This window comes from Ectothiorhodospiraceae bacterium BW-2, assembly GCA_008375315.1.
GTDB lineage: Bacteria > Pseudomonadota > Gammaproteobacteria > Thiohalomonadales > Thiohalomonadaceae > BW-2.
On record CP032507.1, the window covers coordinates 1,823,567 to 1,840,616 of the forward strand.

At 53.5% G+C, this 17,050-nt stretch carries 18 protein-coding genes; all 18 read left to right on the forward strand.

The window, feature by feature from the left end; all coding sequences use genetic code 11:
- Positions 1–152: 152 nt before the first annotated feature.
- The 18 genes from D5085_08635 (at position 153) to D5085_08720 (ending at position 17,034) form a co-directional block, all read left to right on the forward strand.
- On the forward strand, positions 153–701 hold the full coding sequence (locus D5085_08635) for an oligoribonuclease (protein QEP43171.1): 549 nt from the start codon (positions 153–155) through the stop codon (positions 699–701).
- Between the two features lie 123 nt (positions 702–824).
- A complete protein-coding gene (locus tag D5085_08640) occupies positions 825–1,352 on the forward strand; it encodes a hypothetical protein (GenBank protein ID QEP43172.1) in 528 nt (175 codons plus the stop codon).
- A 21-nt stretch (positions 1,353–1,373) separates the two neighbouring features.
- Entirely contained in the window at positions 1,374–2,375 is a 1,002-nt protein-coding gene (gene fliM, locus D5085_08645; GenBank protein QEP43173.1) for a flagellar motor switch protein FliM, read from the forward strand.
- A 20-nt stretch (positions 2,376–2,395) separates the two neighbouring features.
- The gene (gene fliN / locus D5085_08650) at positions 2,396–2,809 is read left to right on the forward strand and encodes a flagellar motor switch protein FliN (GenBank protein ID QEP43174.1); all 414 of its coding nucleotides are present in this window, start codon (positions 2,396–2,398) and stop codon (positions 2,807–2,809) included.
- A complete protein-coding gene (gene fliO / locus D5085_08655) occupies positions 2,769–3,227 on the forward strand; it encodes a flagellar biosynthetic protein FliO (GenBank protein QEP43175.1) in 459 nt (152 codons plus the stop codon). The genes fliN and fliO overlap by 41 nt, the downstream gene beginning before the upstream one ends.
- A complete protein-coding gene (gene fliP / locus D5085_08660) occupies positions 3,224–3,964 on the forward strand; it encodes a flagellar biosynthetic protein FliP (protein QEP43176.1) in 741 nt (246 codons plus the stop codon). The genes fliO and fliP overlap by 4 nt, the downstream gene beginning before the upstream one ends.
- Positions 3,965–3,972: 8 nt before the next feature.
- Positions 3,973–4,242: a flagellar biosynthetic protein FliQ gene (gene fliQ / locus D5085_08665; protein QEP43177.1), complete on the forward strand. Its 270-nt coding sequence runs from the start codon at positions 3,973–3,975 to the stop codon at positions 4,240–4,242.
- Positions 4,243–4,249: 7 nt separating this feature from the next.
- Positions 4,250–5,035: a flagellar biosynthetic protein FliR gene (gene fliR, locus D5085_08670; protein ID QEP43178.1), complete on the forward strand. Its 786-nt coding sequence runs from the start codon at positions 4,250–4,252 to the stop codon at positions 5,033–5,035.
- The gene (gene flhB, locus D5085_08675; GenBank protein ID QEP43179.1) at positions 5,028–6,161 is read left to right on the forward strand and encodes a flagellar biosynthesis protein FlhB; all 1,134 of its coding nucleotides are present in this window, start codon (positions 5,028–5,030) and stop codon (positions 6,159–6,161) included. The genes fliR and flhB overlap by 8 nt, the downstream gene beginning before the upstream one ends.
- 44 nt (positions 6,162–6,205) lie before the next feature.
- Positions 6,206–8,305: a flagellar biosynthesis protein FlhA gene (gene flhA / locus D5085_08680; GenBank protein ID QEP43180.1), complete on the forward strand. Its 2,100-nt coding sequence runs from the start codon at positions 6,206–6,208 to the stop codon at positions 8,303–8,305.
- A gap of 61 nt (positions 8,306–8,366) precedes the next feature.
- Positions 8,367–10,001 (forward strand): flagellar biosynthesis protein FlhF, encoded by a 1,635-nt coding sequence (gene flhF, locus D5085_08685; protein QEP43181.1) that lies wholly within the window; start codon positions 8,367–8,369, stop codon positions 9,999–10,001.
- A complete protein-coding gene (locus tag D5085_08690) occupies positions 9,994–10,899 on the forward strand; it encodes a MinD/ParA family protein (protein QEP43182.1) in 906 nt (301 codons plus the stop codon). The genes flhF and D5085_08690 overlap by 8 nt, the downstream gene beginning before the upstream one ends.
- On the forward strand, positions 10,896–11,651 hold the full coding sequence (locus D5085_08695; protein QEP43183.1) for an RNA polymerase sigma factor FliA: 756 nt from the start codon (positions 10,896–10,898) through the stop codon (positions 11,649–11,651). The genes D5085_08690 and D5085_08695 overlap by 4 nt, the downstream gene beginning before the upstream one ends.
- A 161-nt stretch (positions 11,652–11,812) precedes the next feature.
- Positions 11,813–12,199, forward strand: a complete 387-nt coding sequence (locus tag D5085_08700; protein QEP43184.1) for a response regulator — start codon at positions 11,813–11,815, stop codon at positions 12,197–12,199.
- A 65-nt stretch (positions 12,200–12,264) separates the two neighbouring features.
- Complete coding sequence (locus tag D5085_08705; GenBank protein ID QEP43185.1) at positions 12,265–13,023, forward strand: protein phosphatase CheZ; 759 nt, start codon at positions 12,265–12,267, stop codon at positions 13,021–13,023.
- 12 nt (positions 13,024–13,035) lie between these two features.
- Positions 13,036–15,186 (forward strand): chemotaxis protein CheA, encoded by a 2,151-nt coding sequence (locus D5085_08710; protein ID QEP43186.1) that lies wholly within the window; start codon positions 13,036–13,038, stop codon positions 15,184–15,186.
- Positions 15,187–15,192: 6 nt separating this feature from the next.
- Positions 15,193–16,284 (forward strand): chemotaxis response regulator protein-glutamate methylesterase, encoded by a 1,092-nt coding sequence (locus D5085_08715; protein QEP43187.1) that lies wholly within the window; start codon positions 15,193–15,195, stop codon positions 16,282–16,284.
- 9 nt (positions 16,285–16,293) lie between these two features.
- The gene (locus D5085_08720; GenBank protein QEP43188.1) at positions 16,294–17,034 is read left to right on the forward strand and encodes a flagellar motor protein; all 741 of its coding nucleotides are present in this window, start codon (positions 16,294–16,296) and stop codon (positions 17,032–17,034) included.
- Positions 17,035–17,050 lie beyond the last annotated feature (16 nt).

Here is a 17,050-nt window from a genome sequence, read left to right on the forward strand (position 1 = left end):
CCCCAAAAGCGGCAGAGTAGCTTTTGGTTTGAGCGATGGCAAGCCAAAATCGACCCTAACTGTAGCGACTGGGGTGATTACCCCTTTAGTGATAGCCGGTGACGGGTTACAATCGCAGCTTAAAGCTAGCTTAACCGTGGAGTAAACCTTAAATGTCCGAGAGTTGCCCCTATCTGGGCTGGATCGATCTGGAGATGACCGGCTTGGTGCCGGAGCAGGATACTATTATGGAGATTGCGACCCTTATTACCGATACCGAGCTCAATGAGGTCGCCGAGGGGCCGGTCTTGGCGATTCAGCATACGCCCCAGCAGCTAGAGCGGATGGATAGCTGGTGTCAACACCACCACGGTCAGTCGGGATTGAGTGAGCGGGTGGTACAGAGTCGGGTGACGCTGGCCGAGGCGGAGCAGCAGAGTTTGGCGTTTTTGCAGCGCTACCTGCCGCGGGGGAGTACCCCTCTGTGTGGCAACTCCATTTGGCAGGATCGGCGTTTTTTAGTGCGCTATATGCCGCAGCTGGAGCAGTGGTTCCACTATCGTAATATTGATGTCAGCTCAATTAAAGAGTTGGCTAAGCGGTGGGCGCCGCAGATCGCCGCTGGGGTAAAAAAGCGCAAAACTCATCTGGCGCTAGACGATATTCGCGAATCGATTGAGGAGTTGCGCTACTATCGGCGCTCTCTGTTCTCAATTCAGTGACGAAAATTTGACGGTTTCGCCAACCCAAAGAGGCTATCTTTGTTTTAATTTTTTGATTTTAAATAAAATTATACATTTGGTATAATTTTGGCTTTTTAGCAGACAACATGAGGTAACAGCATTATGGCAGAGAAAGAGGAGACAGCAACCGAAGCGGAGAGTGGCGGTTCAAACAAAAAGCTGATCATCATTATGGTGGTCGCCATTTTAGTGACAGCCGGCATGAGTATCGGGGTGACCATGATGCTGCTCGGTGGTGGCGGAGGGGGCGATTCGACCGAGGCAGCTCCTCCACCGGAAGATCCGCTCTATGTTCCGATTAAGGTGATGAACATCAATATGCCGCCGGAGAGTACGGCTAAGGTGATGCAGATTGAGATCAATCTAATGACCTACCAGCCAGAGACGGTGGAGATGATCAATCGCCACATGCCGGTTATTCGTAGCGAGATGTTAAACATCCTCTCAGAGGTGACCTATCAGCGGGCGGCGACGCCACAGGGCAAAGAGAAGATTAAGTCAGATCTGAAATTTGCTATTGAGGCGATGCTGCTAGAGCTAGAGGGGAACATTATGGCCAATAGTGGGGATACCAAAGGGGTGCCGCCGACACTGGAGGCGGTCTATTTTACTAGACTGGTGATGCAGTAATATTTGGAAGGATAGAAGGCGATGTCCGCAAGCGATCTACTCTCACAAGACGAAATTGATGCCCTGCTCCACGGGGTAGGCGATGGTGACGGCGATAGTGATGCCGGCGAAGTCAGCGATGGCGGTGGCGAGGCGCGAAGTTACGATTTCGCCAGTGAGGAGCGGATTGTTCGTGGACGGATGCCGACGCTGGAGATGATTAACGAGCGCTACTCACGCCAGCTCCGTATCAGTCTCTTTAATCTGTTGCGCCGCTCGGCCGAAATTTCGGTACTGGGGGTCAATATGATTAAATTCTCCGAATATATTCACAGCCTGTTTGTCCCTACCAGTTTGAATATGATTAAAATCAAACCGTTGCGAGGGACGGCGCTGTTAGTGTTCGATCCGCGACTAGTCTATATATTGGTCGATAACTATTTTGGCGGTTATGGCCGCTTTCACGCTAAAATTGAGGGGCGTGAATTTACCCCGACTGAGCAGCGGGTGATTCAGATGCTGATGGAGATCTCATTTAGAGATATGATTAAGGCGTGGGAGCCGGTGATGGAGGTTCACTTTGAGTTCGTGAACCGTGAGGTGAATCCGCAGTTTGCCAACATTGTCAGCCCCTCTGAAGTCGTGGTGGTCTCGAAGTTGCAGGTTGAGCTCGATGGTGGCGGAGGCGAGGTGCATATCGCTATGCCCTACTCAATGCTAGAGCCGATTCGAGAGCAGCTCGATGCCGGTCTGCAGAGCGATCACGGCGATATCGATGATCGCTGGATTACCTCCCTGCATGAGGAGGTGCGTCAGGCGGAGATTAAGTTAAGTAGTCGTCTAGCCGAGAAGCCGATGACGCTAGGGGAGGTGCTGCGAATGGAGGCAGGCGACATCATCCCCTTCGATATGCCGGATCATGTCACCCTAATGGCGGAGGATATTCCCATCTTTCGCGGTAAACTAGGGGTGGCGAATGAGCACATGGCGATTCAGATCACCGAGCAGGTGCCGCGCATTATCGACCATGCCCATCTGTTTTAACTCTAACCTGTGAGGAGCTAATGATGAGTGAAACGATAGACGATCAGGCGGTTGCCGACGAGTGGGCTGCGGCCCTAGCCGAAGCTGAGTCGGCCGGGGAGGGGGCTAAAGCGGCAGAGATGCCCAATTTTGATGGTCTTGATGTTAATAATGAGGTGAAACCGATTAGTGATGATATCAATCTTGATGTCATTCTCGATATTCCGGTCACCATCGCGATGGAGATTGGGCGAACCCGAATTAATATTCGTAACCTATTGCAGCTTAACCAAGGCTCGGTGGTGGAGCTAGACAGACTAGCGGGGGAGCCGCTGGATGTCTTGGTCAACAATACCCTTATTGCCCATGGCGAGGTGGTGGTGGTGAATGAGAAGTATGGTATTCGTCTGACCGATGTTATTAGCCCGGCTGAGCGGGTTAAGAAGTTGCGCTAAGCCGTTGCGATATATTGCGTTTATGCTTTTAATCCTTTGGGGGCCGCTGCTAGCGGCCGCCGAGGGGGAGGGGCCACGGCTCGATCCGCTCAGTGGTGCCCATGTCGCACAGATGGTGCTGATGCTGCTGCTGGTACTAGGGCTCATCCTGCTCTTTGCTTGGTTATTGCGTCGTATGGGGCGATTTGGCATCGGTAATCGGGGGGCGATTCGCTATTTAGGGGCGCTAGCGGTCGGTCAGCGGGAGAGGGTGGTGCTGATTCAGGTGGGCGAGACTCAGCTACTGCTCGGTGTGGCGCAGGGGCGGGTCTCGATGCTGCATCGGCTGGAGTCGCCTATCGATATTGAGCAGGAGTCCGCCCCGTTTGGAGTACAGCTTAAAGCGCTGTTACAGCAGCAGCGAGGTGAGCGGCGATGAGGCTAAGGGTTATAGCGCTGCTGCTGCTACTCTCCCCTGCGCTGAGCGTTGCCGCCGAAGGGCTTGAGGCCTTTACCGTCACCCCGAACGATAATGGGGGGGAGTCTTACTCTCTAAGCGTGCAGCTACTGCTGCTGATGACGATGTTCACCTTCATTCCAGCGATGGTAATGATGATGACATCGTTTACCCGTATTGTGATCGTCTTGGCGATTTTGCGCCAGGCGATTGGGTTGATGCAGGCTCCTTCGGCGCAGGTGATTGTCGGTTTAGCGCTGTTTATGACCTTTTTTATTATGGCACCGGTGTTCGAACAGATGCGAGTGGAGGCGCTAGAGCCCTATCTGGACGATCAGATCGGTCTGCGCCAGGCGTTCGAAAACGCCTCGGTACCGCTGCGCCAATTTATGATTAATCAGACGCGGCAGCCCGATTTAGAGCTATTCGGTCAGCTATCGGGACAGAATGAGCCCTACCCGACAGTGAACGATATTCCGATGACGGTGCTTATTCCCGCCTTTGTGACCAGTGAGTTAAAAACGGCGTTTCAAATCGGTTTTCTGCTATTTATCCCCTTTTTAGTCATCGATCTGGTGGTAGCTAGTGTGTTAATGTCGATGGGGATGATGATGCTCTCGCCGATGATTATCTCGTTGCCATTTAAGATTATGCTGTTTGTGCTGGTCGATGGCTGGACGCTGGTGCTGGGGACGCTCGCCTCCAGCTTCTATATCTAGGGGGGACGATGGAGCCGGGGGATGTACTGACCGTCTTTAACCAGACGCTAGAGATTATTCTGCTGCTAACCATGGCGACGCTGCTACCGGCACTGGCGATCGGATTGATTGTGGCGATGTTTCAGGCCGCGACCCAAATTCAGGAGATGACACTTAGCTTTATTCCGAAGCTCATTATCACTTTTATGGTCTTAATGTATGCCGGTTCGTGGATGTTGCAGCTAATGATGGAGTTTACTACCAATCTGTATGAACGAATTCCTATGTTAATCGGTTAAATGGGCGATGACGATTAGCTTTGCCGAACTCAATAGCTGGATAGGGATGTTTCTCTGGCCGCTGTTTCGGATTGGGGCGATGTTTACGGTCGCGCCGGTGACCGGTGCCCGTTCGGTACCGACTCGGGTGCGGCTGATATTGGCGCTGGCGGTGACACTGGTGATCGCCCCGACCCTACCGACCCACCCGCCGGTGGCGTGGTTTGGCTACGAGTGGTTTATGATCATTGCCCAGCAGATATTGATTGGGGTGGTGATGGGGTTTGCGCTACAGCTAGTCTTCGCCGTAGTCATTATGGGGGGGCTCATTGTGGCGATGCAGATGGGTCTCGGGTTTGCGCAAATGGTCGATCAGCTCAATGGTGCCCAGGTGCCGGTGGTTTCGCAGCTCTATCTGATGATGACCACGCTGCTCTTTTTGGGGATGGATGGCCATCTATTAATGGTAAAAATATTAGCTGATAGTTTTATCGTCCTGCCGATTGGGGCTGAGGGGCTGGATCGGGATAGTTTTAGACTCTTGGCCGATTGGGGGGCGCAGCTCTACGCGATGGGGTTGTGGATTGCGCTGCCGTCACTTGCTTCGCTGTTGGTGTTAAATTTTTCGTTTGGCATTATGGCGCGCTCGGCACCGCAGCTCAATATTTTTGCGGTCGGTTTTCCCATTACCATGGTGGCCGGCTATTTGGTGATTATGTTCACCCTCCCCGGTACTGCCGAGCAGTTTGACGATATCTTGCTGCAGGGGGTACAGTTGATTCGGGCTGTTATAGGAGATCAGATCCTTGGCTGAAAACGAAGACGGCCAAGAGAAGTCGGAAGAGCCGAGCGGCAAACGGATCGAACAGGCCCGAGAGAAGGGTCAAGTCGCGCAGTCGAAAGAGTTGGGGACTTTTCTGCTACTCATTGTCGCCGGCCTCTTCTTTCTCTTTGCCGGCCCAGCGATGATGAGGAGCTTTTTACAGCTCATCGGGGAGGGTTTTGTCATCCCGCGCCAACATGTTTTTGACACCGAACAGCTAACGATCTACCTAACAACGGCGATTTTTGAGTCGTTACTGATCTTTACCCCGCTGTTTCTGTTTCTGATTGTCGCGGCCATTATTTCAGGCATTGTCATGAGTGGCTGGAATTTTTCGATGCAGGCTTTGCAGCCGAAACTGGAGAAACTCGATCCGATTAAGGGGATAACCCGCCTCTTTTCGTGGCAGGGGTTGGTGGAGTTAGGTAAGAGCTTGGCTAAGTTTATTTTAATTAGCAGCGCCGCCTTTTTGATTCTTAAGGTACAGGTAGGGGAGTTTCTCGGCTTAGGCCACGAGCCGCTACTACAGGGGTTAGAGCATACCGCTTGGCTACTATTGTGGTCATTTCTGCTACTAAGTGCGGTGCTAGTCCTGATTGCCATTATCGATGTGCCGTTTCAGCTCTGGAACCATAAACGACAGCTAAAGATGACGCTGCAAGAGGTGAAGGATGAGCACAAACAGACCGAGGGGAGTCCGGAGGTTAAGGCGCAGATACGGCGGGCGCAGATGGAGATGACCCAGCGACGGATGATGGCAGCGGTACCGGAGGCCGATGTCGTGATTACCAACCCGACCCACTACGCGGTGGCGCTGAAGTATGATGGGGGCTCAATGAATGCGCCGATTGTCGTTGCAAAGGGGAGCGATCTGATTGCCGCCACCATTCGGCGTCTAGCCGATGAGAGTGGGGTGGCGATCGTCTCGGCACCGCCGTTAGCGCGGGCGCTCTACCATAGTACCGAGATTGATCAACCGATTCCGGAGGGGCTCTATAAGGCAGTCGCTCAGGTGCTAGCCTATATCTTCCATCTCAAAGAGGGAGGGGAGCGCGAACCGGAGGAGAAGGTGCTAGATGATCTGCCGATTCCCACTAAACTGCGCCGAGATGAGTAGCGACAGCGTGGCAACACAGTTTCTGACCACAGTTAGAGGATAACATGGCACAGTTAAATATGGAGCAGATCTCCGCCTCTATTAGCAAAGTCTTTATGAGCGGTATTGGGGCACCGATTGCGGTATTAGCCCTACTCGCGATGGTGGTGCTGCCGCTGCCGCCGTTTCTGCTCGATCTCTTCTTTACCTTTAATATCGCCTTTTCGATCGTCATTTTGATGGTCGCTATCTATGCTAAAAGACCGATGGATTTTGTGGTTTTTCCAACGGTACTGCTGGTGGCCACCCTATTTCGCCTAGCGCTAAATGTCGCCTCAACCCGAGTGGTGCTACTGGAGGGGCATAATGGCCCCGATGCTGCCGGTCAGGTGATTCAAGCCTTTGGCGAGTTTGTGATTGGCGGTAACTACACGGTGGGAATTATCGTCTTTATCATCTTGGTGATTATTAACTTTGCCGTCGTGACCAAAGGCTCAGGGCGGATCTCCGAGGTGAGTGCCCGCTTTACCCTCGATGCGATGCCGGGTAAACAGATGGCGATAGATGCCGATCTAAATGCCGGCTTAATTGACCAAGATACCGCCCGTCAACGACGCAAGGATGTGGCTAAAGAGGCCGACTTCTATGGCTCTATGGATGGTGCGAGTAAATTTGTTCGTGGTGATGCGGTCGCTGGCATTATGATTACCGTGATTAACATTATCGGTGGTCTCATCGTCGGTACCGCGCAGCACGGCATGGCGATGGGCGAAGCGGCGCAGGTCTATACGCTGTTGACTATTGGCGATGGTCTAGTGGCACAGATTCCATCACTGGTGCTCTCCACCGCTGCCGGTATTATTGTCACTCGTGAAGGGGGCTCCGATGCTCCGAGCATGGGGGAGCAGATGTACTCACAGCTCTTCTCTAACCCAAAGATCATGGGCATTACCACCGGCGTATTGGTGCTGGTCGGGGTGATTCCGGGGATGCCAAATCTCCCCTTTTTGATCTTAGCCGCGATGACCGGTGGCCTGACCTATTGGCTTCTTAAACGCGAAAAAACGACCCTATTAAAGGAGCCGGAGGTACCCCCTGAGGCGCTGAAACCCTCCGGTGAGGAGGTACGAGAGCTGAGCTGGGACGATGTTCCCCTCGTTGATGCTATTAGCCTAGAGGTCGGTTATCGCCTTATTCCGATGGTCGATAAGAGCCAAGGGGGGGAACTTATGGCGAGAATTAAAGGGGTGCGGAAGAAAATTTCACAAGAGCTCGGCTTTTTGGTTCCCGCCGTTCATATTCGCGATAACCTTGATCTGCCCCCCAATGCCTACCGAATTAGCCTCCTCGGGGTGACGGTGGGTGAGGCGGAGGTCTTTCCAGAGCGTGACATGGCGATTAACCCCGGTCAAGTCTATGGCGAGGTAGAGGGGACGCCGACCATCGATCCCGCTTTCGGCCTACAGGCGCTCTGGATCGATAAGAGCCGCCGAGAGCACGCCCAGAGTCAAGGTTATACCGTCGTCGATGCCGAAACGGTTATCGCCACCCACATGAGTCAGTTAGTCCAGCACCAAGCCCATCAGCTACTAGGCCATGAGGAGGTGCAGAAACTGCTCGATCAGTTGGCCAAACAGGCCCCGAAGTTGGTGGAAAATTTAGTACCGAAAACCTTGTCTCTAGGGTCAGTCGTCAAGGTGTTACAGAATCTACTCCTAGAGGGGGTACCGATTCGCGATATTCGCACGATCGCCGAAACTTTGGCGGAGCATGGTGGCCGTACCCAAGATGCCAATTTATTGACAGCCCAAGTTAGGGTCTCATTAGGCCGAATGATTCTTCAAAAAATCAATGGGTTAAGGGGTGATTTAGAAGTTATTACTCTCGCTCCAGAGTTGGAACAGTTGTTGCATAACAGTATGCAAAGCGATGGAGAAGCGGTGATTGAGCCTGTGATGGCCGAGCGACTCCACCGAGGGTTGTCAGAGAGTTCGCAGAGTATGGAGATGGCCGGTAGGCCGGCGGTTCTACTTACCTCTCCGGCGCTTAGGGAGATGCTCTCCCGTTTTGTGAGACACTCGATTCCGGGACTGAGCGTCCTCGCCTATAGCGAGATACCGGATGACAAACAGCTCAAAATAGTGGCCACAGTTGGCGGTGATTAGCTAAGTCAGGCTCTGCCTGCGCTAATCTCTCCAGTGGGAAGATGAAGCAAGAGGCAGAATGATGAAAATTAAGCGTTACTTTGCTCCGGATATGCGGCGTGCGATTCGCATGGTGCGTGAAGAACAGGGACCCGATGCGGTTATCCTCTCCAATCGTAAGGTGAATGGTGGGGTTGAGATCGTGTCGGCTATCGATTACGACGCCGATTTGGTGGCCAATATGGCAGATAACTCCTCCGAAGCGGGGGGAGGGCAGCAACGATCTAGTCAAGTGGCACCCGCTTCAACTGGAAGCGGTGCCGAGCGAGCGCCCGATATTAGCGCCGCCGCCGCGCGTTTAGCGACTATGATCGATAGGGCGGGGGGGGCGACGGTGGCTACCGCGACTCGCAAGCCGTTACCGCAGAGAAGTTACGAGCAGCGGGCGGCGGCAGCAGAGATGCCACGGGAGACTAAGTGGTTGCAGGCGTTGAAAAAGCGGCCGCAGGAGCAGGATAGCGAGTCGCTTCGGCCCGAGTTTCCCGTTCCCCCCCAGTTTCAGCGTCCCACTCAAACGACCTCGACGCCTAAATTGACTCCCATTGTGGACAGAACTAGCGAGATTAACCAAATTGAGCGTGAGGCGCTATTGGCAAACGAGTCGATGATAGCACCACCGCCCTACTCACAAAATAGCCATGGGCTCAAGTTAGGCGCGATCGATGAGCCCGAGCGCAGCACTAAAAAGCGTGAGGCCGTGATTGAGTGGTCACAAGACCCTGCGATTGTGGAGATGCGCAAAGAGCTACAGATGCTACGAGAGATTATGAACGATCGCATCGGCGGCATCGCTTGGGGTGAGAAGCGTCAGACCCATCCGCTCTATGTACGCTTTATGCAGTATATGATGCGAATCGGCATCTCTACTGAACTGGCAGATAAGTTGGCCGAAAATGTCACCTTTGGTAACAACATGGGACAGAATCTGCGCAAGGCGATGGGGTATCTGGCCAGCCAGATTCAGGTCACTCATGACGATATTTTGACTCATGGGGGGCGAATTGCGCTGCTCGGATCCACCGGTGCCGGAAAAACGACCAGTATCGCCAAGCTCGCGGCCCGTTATACGCTGCGCCACGGCTCTAATCGGGTCGCGCTAGTGACCACCGACTGTTACCGTATCGGGGCCTATAAGCAGCTACAGACCTATGGGCGTATTCTCGGCATTTCAGTCCACGTAGCCAATCATGGCGATGAGCTACAGGAGACGCTACAGATGTTACAGAGTAAAGATCTGGTGTTAATTGATACGGCCGGGATTAGCGTAGGCGATGAGCGCTTTAGTGAGCAGCTAACGATGTTAGAGCAGTGTTCGATACCGATTCGCACCTATGTTACCCTCGCGGCTAACAGCCAAGGGCAGGTGCAGGCGCGACTGCTAAAGGCCTACAGTGAGATTAATATCGACGGCATTATTGTCACCAAAGCGGACGAGACCGAGGCGCTAGGTGAGAGCCTGTCGGTGGCAGTGAAAGAGCAGATTCCGATCGCCTATATCTGTGATGGTCAGATGGTGCCGGAGGATATCCATCCGGCTCGCTCTAATAATTTGGTCAATCGTGCGATTGCCACGATTAAGCAGGCAGCCGATCTGCCCGATGAGCAGAGTGTGGCACTGGCGTTTGCCGGTATGGCGGGGGAGAGTCAACATGGTTAAGCCGGTGGTCAAGAGTCAACCGCAACGGGATCAGGCTGCCGGTCTGCGGCGGATGATGCAGCAGAAGCGGCGTCCGGTACGAGTCGTTGCCGTCTCTAGTGGAAAAGGGGGGGTCGGTAAGACCAATATCTCGATCAACATGGCGGCAGCTTGGGCGAAGATGGGGCGTAAACCGGTGCTACTCGATGCCGATTTGGGGCTAGCGAATGTCGATGTCGCCCTTGGGTTGCAACCTAAACTGAACCTCTCCCATGTGCTGGATGGTGAGGTGGGGCTGGAGGAGATTATTGTCGAAGCCCCAGGAGGCATTCGGGTGATTCCCGCCTCATCAGGGGTGCAGCGCATGGCCAATTTAAGCCGGGCGGAGCATATCGGCCTGATTCGCGCCTTTAGCGAGTTAACGACCGACATGGATATATTAATTGTCGATACCGCAGCTGGCATTGATAATAGCGTCGTGAGCTTCACCAAGGCGGCGCATGAGGTGGTGATTGTGGTCTGCGATGAGCCGGCATCGATAACCGATGCCTATGCGCTAATTAAATTACTCAATAAAGATCACGGTGTCCGCCGCTTTCGGGTGATTGCCAATATGGCCCACTCAGTGCGAGAAGGGCAGCTACTGTTTGCTAAACTAATGGCGGTGACCGACCGCTTTCTGGATGAGGTGGTGTTAGATTATGTCGGCGCTATCCCTTACGATCCCTTTATGCGGAAGGCGATTCAAAAACAGCAGCCGGTAGTGAATCAATTTCCCCGCTCCCCCTCTGCCGAGGCGTTTCGGCAGATTGTTCGCAAGGCCGATAACTGGCCGATCCCCTCGGGGGGGCACGGTAATGTCGAATTTTTTATTGAGCGTATCGTGAGCCAAAATCCGCTTAAAGGAGGTGCGGCATGAGTCAGTCAGCCCTATCGCAACCGCAATCGTCAGCCGACTCAAACTGGTTTCCTGAAGAGGCGACCCATCTGATTCGTCTGCACGGCACCTTAGTCCGGCGTATCGCCTACCATCTACAGGCGAGACTGCCCGATTCTGTCCAGATCGACGATCTGATTCAGGCCGGCATGATCGCCCTGATTGAGGCGCATAACCGTTTTGATGAGTCGCTCAAGACCCCATTTGAAAAGTATGCCGCTATCCGGATTCGGGGGGCGATGCTAGATGAGGTGCGCCGAAATGATTGGCTACCGCGTTCGGTACACCAAAAAACCCGTCAAATCAGCGAGACAATTCAGGCGTTAGAGAGTCGGCTAGGGCGCGATATCTCCGATAGAGAGGTGGCCGCAGAGCTGAAAATTTCGCTAGAGGAGTATCAAGAGAGGCTGCTAGCGACCTCTGGTAGGCAGATGGTCTGTCTCGATATGCTCGGTAATGAGGCGGAGAGTCACGATTCGTTGGTGACAGAGCAGGCCGATGCGAGTAAGGTACTGGAGCAGGAGCAGCTACGGCAGCTAGTGGCGAGTGTGGTTCAGGGTCTGCCGGAGCGAGAGCGACTGATTATCTCGCTCTATTATGTCGATGAGCTGAACTTAAGAGAGATTGGTGAAGTGATTGGCGTGACGGAATCGCGGGTGTGTCAACTCCATAACCAGACACTCATTCGCTTGCGCAGTCGGCTGAAACAGGCCCTTGGCGGCGATAATCTATAAAAAAATGGTCAAATTTCGTCTATGGGGGGCGATTTTTGCCCACTACCATGCGTATAATTAGCCCCTTTCATGTTTTGCTGTCTGCCTGAACAGGGACGGCAAGGCACCACTAACTGGTTAGAGTTCTCTGAAACAGATGTCAGAAGTAGAGAGTTAAAAGCGTGAATACGAATATTAAAATCCTGATTGTTGATGACTTTTCAACCATGCGCAGGATCATTAAAAACCTGTTGCGTGAGCTGGGCTTTACAAACACGGCTGAGGCAGACGATGGCTTGACTGCTCTACCGATGTTGGAGTCGGGTGACTTTGATCTGCTCATTACCGACTGGAATATGCCAGGAATGCAGGGAATTGATCTGCTGCGCAAGGTTCGGGCAACCCCGAAGTTAGCCAAAATGCCGGTGTTAATGGTCACGGCAGAGCAGAAGAAGGAGCAGATTGTCGAGGCAGCGCAAGCGGGAGTCAACGGCTATATTGTTAAGCCGTTTACCGCCGGCACGCTAAAAGAGAAGCTGGAGAAGATCTTCCAGCGTATGAGTGCTTAGAGCCAGTTGCTGCCATTTCAAACCTCAAGCGGCTAACCGTTTAGATCGCGTATGTGGATGGAACTATGTCCCTAGAGAGTAACGAGACAATTAGTGACTATGCCGACAGGTTAAGAGAAGTTATTACCCACCTTGATAACGGCGAGACAGAGCGAGCAGATAGCCTGCTCGATGAGATTGCCCGACAGCGCGATACCAGCCTGTTTCGTGAGCTAGGAAAGCTGACCCGCGAGTTTCATGAGGCGTTGCAGAGCTTCCGGACCGATAGTCGGCTTGCTGCCTTTACCGATGGTGAGTTTTCTGATGCGCGTGAGCGGCTAAAGTATGTTATCTCCATGACCGATCAGGCGGCAGATCGCAGCTTAAGCGCCGCTGAGAGCACGATGCCGATAACGGCGAATCTAAAGCAGCAGGCGAGTGAGCTGAGTGAGAGCTGGACGAAATTTAACCGGCGGGAGCTCTCTGCTGATGAGTTTCGGCAGCTAAATCGTCAGTTGATCACCTTTTTGGGGCTGATTGTGGAGCAGATGCCACAGATCGAGTCAAATCTGACCGAAGTGGTCATGGCGCAGGATTTTCAGGACTTAACCGGCCAGATTATTACTAAAGTGATTACCTTGGTCGATGATGTAGAAGAGAGCCTGGTCGATTTGATCAGAATTTCCGGCGAGAAGATGCTGGATAAACAAGAGCATAATCCGAGAAGGCACGATAGGAGTTACGAAGCACAAGGTGCACTCGTTCCCGGCGTGGATGATACCGGCGTAGAGGTGGTATCGGGTCAGGATGAGGTTGATGACCTTCTCTCCAGTTTAGGTTTCTAAGAGGATTACCCGATGTCATTGGATGCCGATGATGAGATTCTGCAGGATTTTCTGGTTGAAGCCAGCGAAATACTGGAGTTACTCAATGAACAGTTGGTCGATTTGGAGCGTTCGCCTACCGATGGCGAGCTGCTGAATGCGATTTTTCGTGGTTTTCATACCATTAAGGGGGGGGCTGGGTTTCTGAATCTAAGCGGACTGGTCAATGTCTGCCACCGCTCAGAGGATATCTTTAATCTGCTGCGAAATCACGAAAAGCAGCTAACCACCAATATGATGGATCGTTTTTTGCAGGTGCTTGATGTACTGAACTCTCAGTTCGAGCAGCTGCGGGCGCTAGAGGAGCCCTCACCGGCACCGAATGAGCTGTTAGCTGCGCTCGATTCGATGAATCACCCTGGCAATGATGATGAGCCGCCAGAGGCAGAGCCTTCGAGTGAGCCTGCCGCGAAAGAGGGCGATATTACCGATGAAGAGTTTGAGGCGCTACTTGATGCACTCGACTCACCCGAAACCGACATTGATCTGGAGCAGGAGGCGGCGGCACAGGGCGGTGATGAACTCTTTGGTGACAGTGGTGACAACGATGATGAAGATATTACCGAAGAGGAGTTTGAAGCGCTGCTCGATCAGCTCCACGGCAAAGGCAAATTCAGTACCATTAGCGAGACTAGCTCAGAGGGGGCGGTAGCCGAAAGTCATGAGAGTGTCGCTAGCGGTAGCGAGGGGGGGGGTGCCGGTGACGAAATTACCGAAGAGGAGTTCGAAGCGCTGCTCGATCAGCTCCACGGCAAGGGTAAATTTGGGACGATTTCGGAGGAGAGTGCTGCGCCTGCTCCGCCCCCGCCCCCCCCTCCGCCGCCGAAAAAACCCCCTGCCGCCGCTGCGCCAGAGCCGCCGCCATCTAAGCCCCCTGTCGCGAAGGCTCCGCCCCCGCCTGCCCCTGCCCCTGCCCGTGAACCGGCGAAAAAGAGCGAAGCGCCGCCAGCAGAGAGTAGTGTCCGGGTCGATACCAAGCGGTTAGACGATATTATGAACATGGTCGGTGAGCTGGTTTTGGTAAGAAACCGGCTCTCGGTGCTAGCGAATGGGGATAGCGCTGATCGCAGTGAGCAGATTGAAGAGATCCAAAAAGCGGTCTCCAATCTCGATGTGGTGACTGGGGATTTACAATCGGCAGTCATGAAGACCCGTATGCAGCCGATTAAGAAGGTCTTTGGCCGTTTTCCTCGCGTAGTGCGCGATCTTGCCCGCAGCCTGAAAAAGGATGTCTCACTAGAGCTGTTTGGAGAGGAGACCGACCTTGATAAAAATCTGGTCGAGGCGCTCGCCGATCCGTTAGTTCACCTAGTCCGAAATTCGGTGGATCACGGGGTCGAAATGCCCGATGTGCGCGAAAAGGCGGGAAAACCGCGCCAAGGCTTGGTGCGGCTGAGCGCCGAGCAGGAGGGGGATCACATTCTGCTCAAAATAGAGGATGATGGCGCTGGCATGGATCCCGAAAAGCTCAAGAGCATCGCCATCAATAAGGGTATTCTCGACGAAGAGGGGGCGGCAAGAATGGATGATAGAGATGCCTTTATGCTCATCTTTGCCCCTGGCTTCTCGACTAAGACCGAAATCTCCGACATCTCTGGCCGAGGGGTAGGGATGGATGTGGTTAAGACCCGTATCTCCCAGCTCAACGGTAGTGTCGAGATCGACTCTCAGCTAGGTAGAGGATCGGTGATTACCATCAAGGTGCCGTTAACGCTGGCGATTATGCCAACGCTAATCATTAAGTTAATGGGGCAGGCGTTTGCCCTGCCGCTGGTGAGTGTGAATGAGATTTTCCACCTCGACTTGACCAAAACCAATGTCGTTGATGGCCAGCGGGTGGTAATGATTCGCCAAAAGGCGCTACCGCTCTACTACCTCTCCTCATGGTTAATTGAGGGAGTGAGTCAGGGGCTGCCCGAAAAGGGGCATGTGGTGGTGGTGCATGTGGGTACGCAGCTAGTTGGCTTTGTGGTTGACTATCTCATTGGCCAAGAGGAGGTGGTGATTAAACCCCTAGGGGCGCTGCTGCATGGTACTCAAGGGATGGCGGGGGCGACGATTACCGGCGATGGGAATATTGCGCTTATTCTCGATATCCCCGGCCTCATGAAGGCGTACAGCTAAAAAACCATGTCTGCTAATAGTCCGATTCGGGTGCTGATTGTTGATGATTCAGCTTTTTTTCGGTCGCGACTTAAGGAGTTGTTAGCAGGTGATGGCCGTTTTCGCTTAGTCGGCGAGGCGAGTAATGGTAGAGAGGCGGTAGAGCGCGTGCGCGAGCTACAGCCCGATGTCGTCACCATGGATCTGGAGATGCCGCAGCTAAATGGCATTGAGGCGACACGGGAGATTATGCGCCTCGCGCCGGTGCCGATCCTAATGTTCTCCTCGTTTACCGTCAGTGGCGCGAAAGCGACCCTTGATGCCCTCGATGCCGGTGCGGTTGACTACCTGCCTAAGCGGTTAGAGGATATCTCCCAGCACCGTAGCGAGCTGCAACATACGCTGTGTGAACGGCTATACTCGTTGGCGTGCCCCCCCTCTCCTCGCCCGTTAGGTGCGGCCAAGATGGTTAGACCGCTCCCCCCCGTCTCGCGCCCGATCGAAGCCTCTCGTAGCGTGGCTCAGTTGATAAAGTCGCCGCTGCCGCCGCCTAAGCGGCTGTCGCAGATAAAGCTAGTGGCGATTGGCGCCTCGACGGGGGGGCCGGTAGCGCTACAGCAGATTTTATCGCTCTTACCGGCCGATTTTCGAGTACCGCTGCTGCTCATTCAACACATGCCGGCGACCTTTACCCCCGCCTATGCCCAGCGTCTCAATCAGCTATGCGCCATTGAGATACGAGAGGCGAGAGATAGTGATGCGCTAAAACCCGGTTTAGCTCTGCTAGCCCCCGGAGGGATGCAGATGAGTATCGAGGGGCGAGGGGTTGAGTCGGCGCTAGTCCGCATTCGTCCGGCAGAGGCGCATGAGACTTATAAGCCCTCCATCACCTCCATCAGTCGGGTGGAGCCTGCTAATACGCTGGTGATTATTCTGACCGGTATGGGGGCGGATGGATGTAAAGGATCACAAGCGCTGAAACAGCACGGTTCGGTAATCTGGAGTCAGGATAGAGCGACCAGTACCGTGTACGGTATGCCGGCAGCGGTGGCAGAGGCGGGGCTGAGTTCACTCATTCTGCCGCTAGCCGATATTGGCACCTATCTAGCCAAAGTATAGGACAGGGTAATGGATATTCTCAGCCTCATCGGCTTCTTTTTCGGGGTGGTGGCTATCCTCTTTGGGCAGTATCTTGAGGGGGGGAATATCGGCTCGCTGCTCAATGGACCGGCCATTATTATCGTCGCCGGCGGTACGCTGGGCGCGATTATGCTACAGTCGCCGATGGCGGTCTTCTTACGCGCTATGCGGCAATTAAAGTTGATCTTTTTGCCGCCTAAATTGAATGGCGAGGATTTAATTGAGAAGATCGTTAGCTGGAGTAATATCGCCCGTCGTGAGGGGCTGCTAGGACTGGAGTCGATCTCAGAGAGTGAACCGGATGAGTTCACCCGCCGAGGATTAATGCTACTAGTCGATGGTAGCGAACCGGAGATTATTCGCTCTATCCTTGAAGTTGAAGCCGATAGTAAAGAGTCTAAAGATCTGGCGGCGGCTAAAATTTATGAGTCAGCCGGTGGTTATACCCCCACGATAGGGATTATCGGGGCGGTGTTAGGGTTAATTCAGGTGATGGAGAACCTCTCCGATCCGAGCAAACTTGGTCATGGGATAGCGGTTGCCTTTGTAGCAACCATCTACGGAGTCGGATTAGCTAACCTAATTCTGATCCCGATGGCTAATAAACTCAAAAGTGTCAGCCACGATCAGACTCAGATGCGCTATATGCTAATAGAGGGGATCGTCTCTATTGCTGAAGGGGATAATCCGCGCAATATCGAAAGTAAACTCCAAGGTTTTCTAAACTAAACGAAGGGGATTGACG

Coding starts and splice junctions, on each gene's coding strand:
- fliM (QEP43173.1), top strand. CDS start 1,374: ATGTCCGCAAGCGATCTACTCTCACAAGACGAAATTGATGCCCTGCTC.
- D5085_08705 (QEP43185.1), top strand. CDS start 12,265: ATGTCCCTAGAGAGTAACGAGACAATTAGTGACTATGCCGACAGGTTA.
- D5085_08635 (QEP43171.1), top strand. CDS start 153: ATGTCCGAGAGTTGCCCCTATCTGGGCTGGATCGATCTGGAGATGACC.
- flhA (QEP43180.1), top strand. CDS start 6,206: ATGGCACAGTTAAATATGGAGCAGATCTCCGCCTCTATTAGCAAAGTC.
- D5085_08640 (QEP43172.1), top strand. CDS start 825: ATGGCAGAGAAAGAGGAGACAGCAACCGAAGCGGAGAGTGGCGGTTCA.
- fliN (QEP43174.1), top strand. CDS start 2,396: ATGATGAGTGAAACGATAGACGATCAGGCGGTTGCCGACGAGTGGGCT.
- D5085_08715 (QEP43187.1), top strand. CDS start 15,193: ATGTCTGCTAATAGTCCGATTCGGGTGCTGATTGTTGATGATTCAGCT.
- D5085_08710 (QEP43186.1), top strand. CDS start 13,036: ATGTCATTGGATGCCGATGATGAGATTCTGCAGGATTTTCTGGTTGAA.
- D5085_08720 (QEP43188.1), top strand. CDS start 16,294: ATGGATATTCTCAGCCTCATCGGCTTCTTTTTCGGGGTGGTGGCTATC.
- flhF (QEP43181.1), top strand. CDS start 8,367: ATGAAAATTAAGCGTTACTTTGCTCCGGATATGCGGCGTGCGATTCGC.
- fliO (QEP43175.1), top strand. CDS start 2,769: ATGTTATTAGCCCGGCTGAGCGGGTTAAGAAGTTGCGCTAAGCCGTTG.
- fliQ (QEP43177.1), top strand. CDS start 3,973: ATGGAGCCGGGGGATGTACTGACCGTCTTTAACCAGACGCTAGAGATT.
- fliP (QEP43176.1), top strand. CDS start 3,224: ATGAGGCTAAGGGTTATAGCGCTGCTGCTGCTACTCTCCCCTGCGCTG.
- D5085_08690 (QEP43182.1), top strand. CDS start 9,994: ATGGTTAAGCCGGTGGTCAAGAGTCAACCGCAACGGGATCAGGCTGCC.
- fliR (QEP43178.1), top strand. CDS start 4,250: ATGACGATTAGCTTTGCCGAACTCAATAGCTGGATAGGGATGTTTCTC.
- D5085_08695 (QEP43183.1), top strand. CDS start 10,896: ATGAGTCAGTCAGCCCTATCGCAACCGCAATCGTCAGCCGACTCAAAC.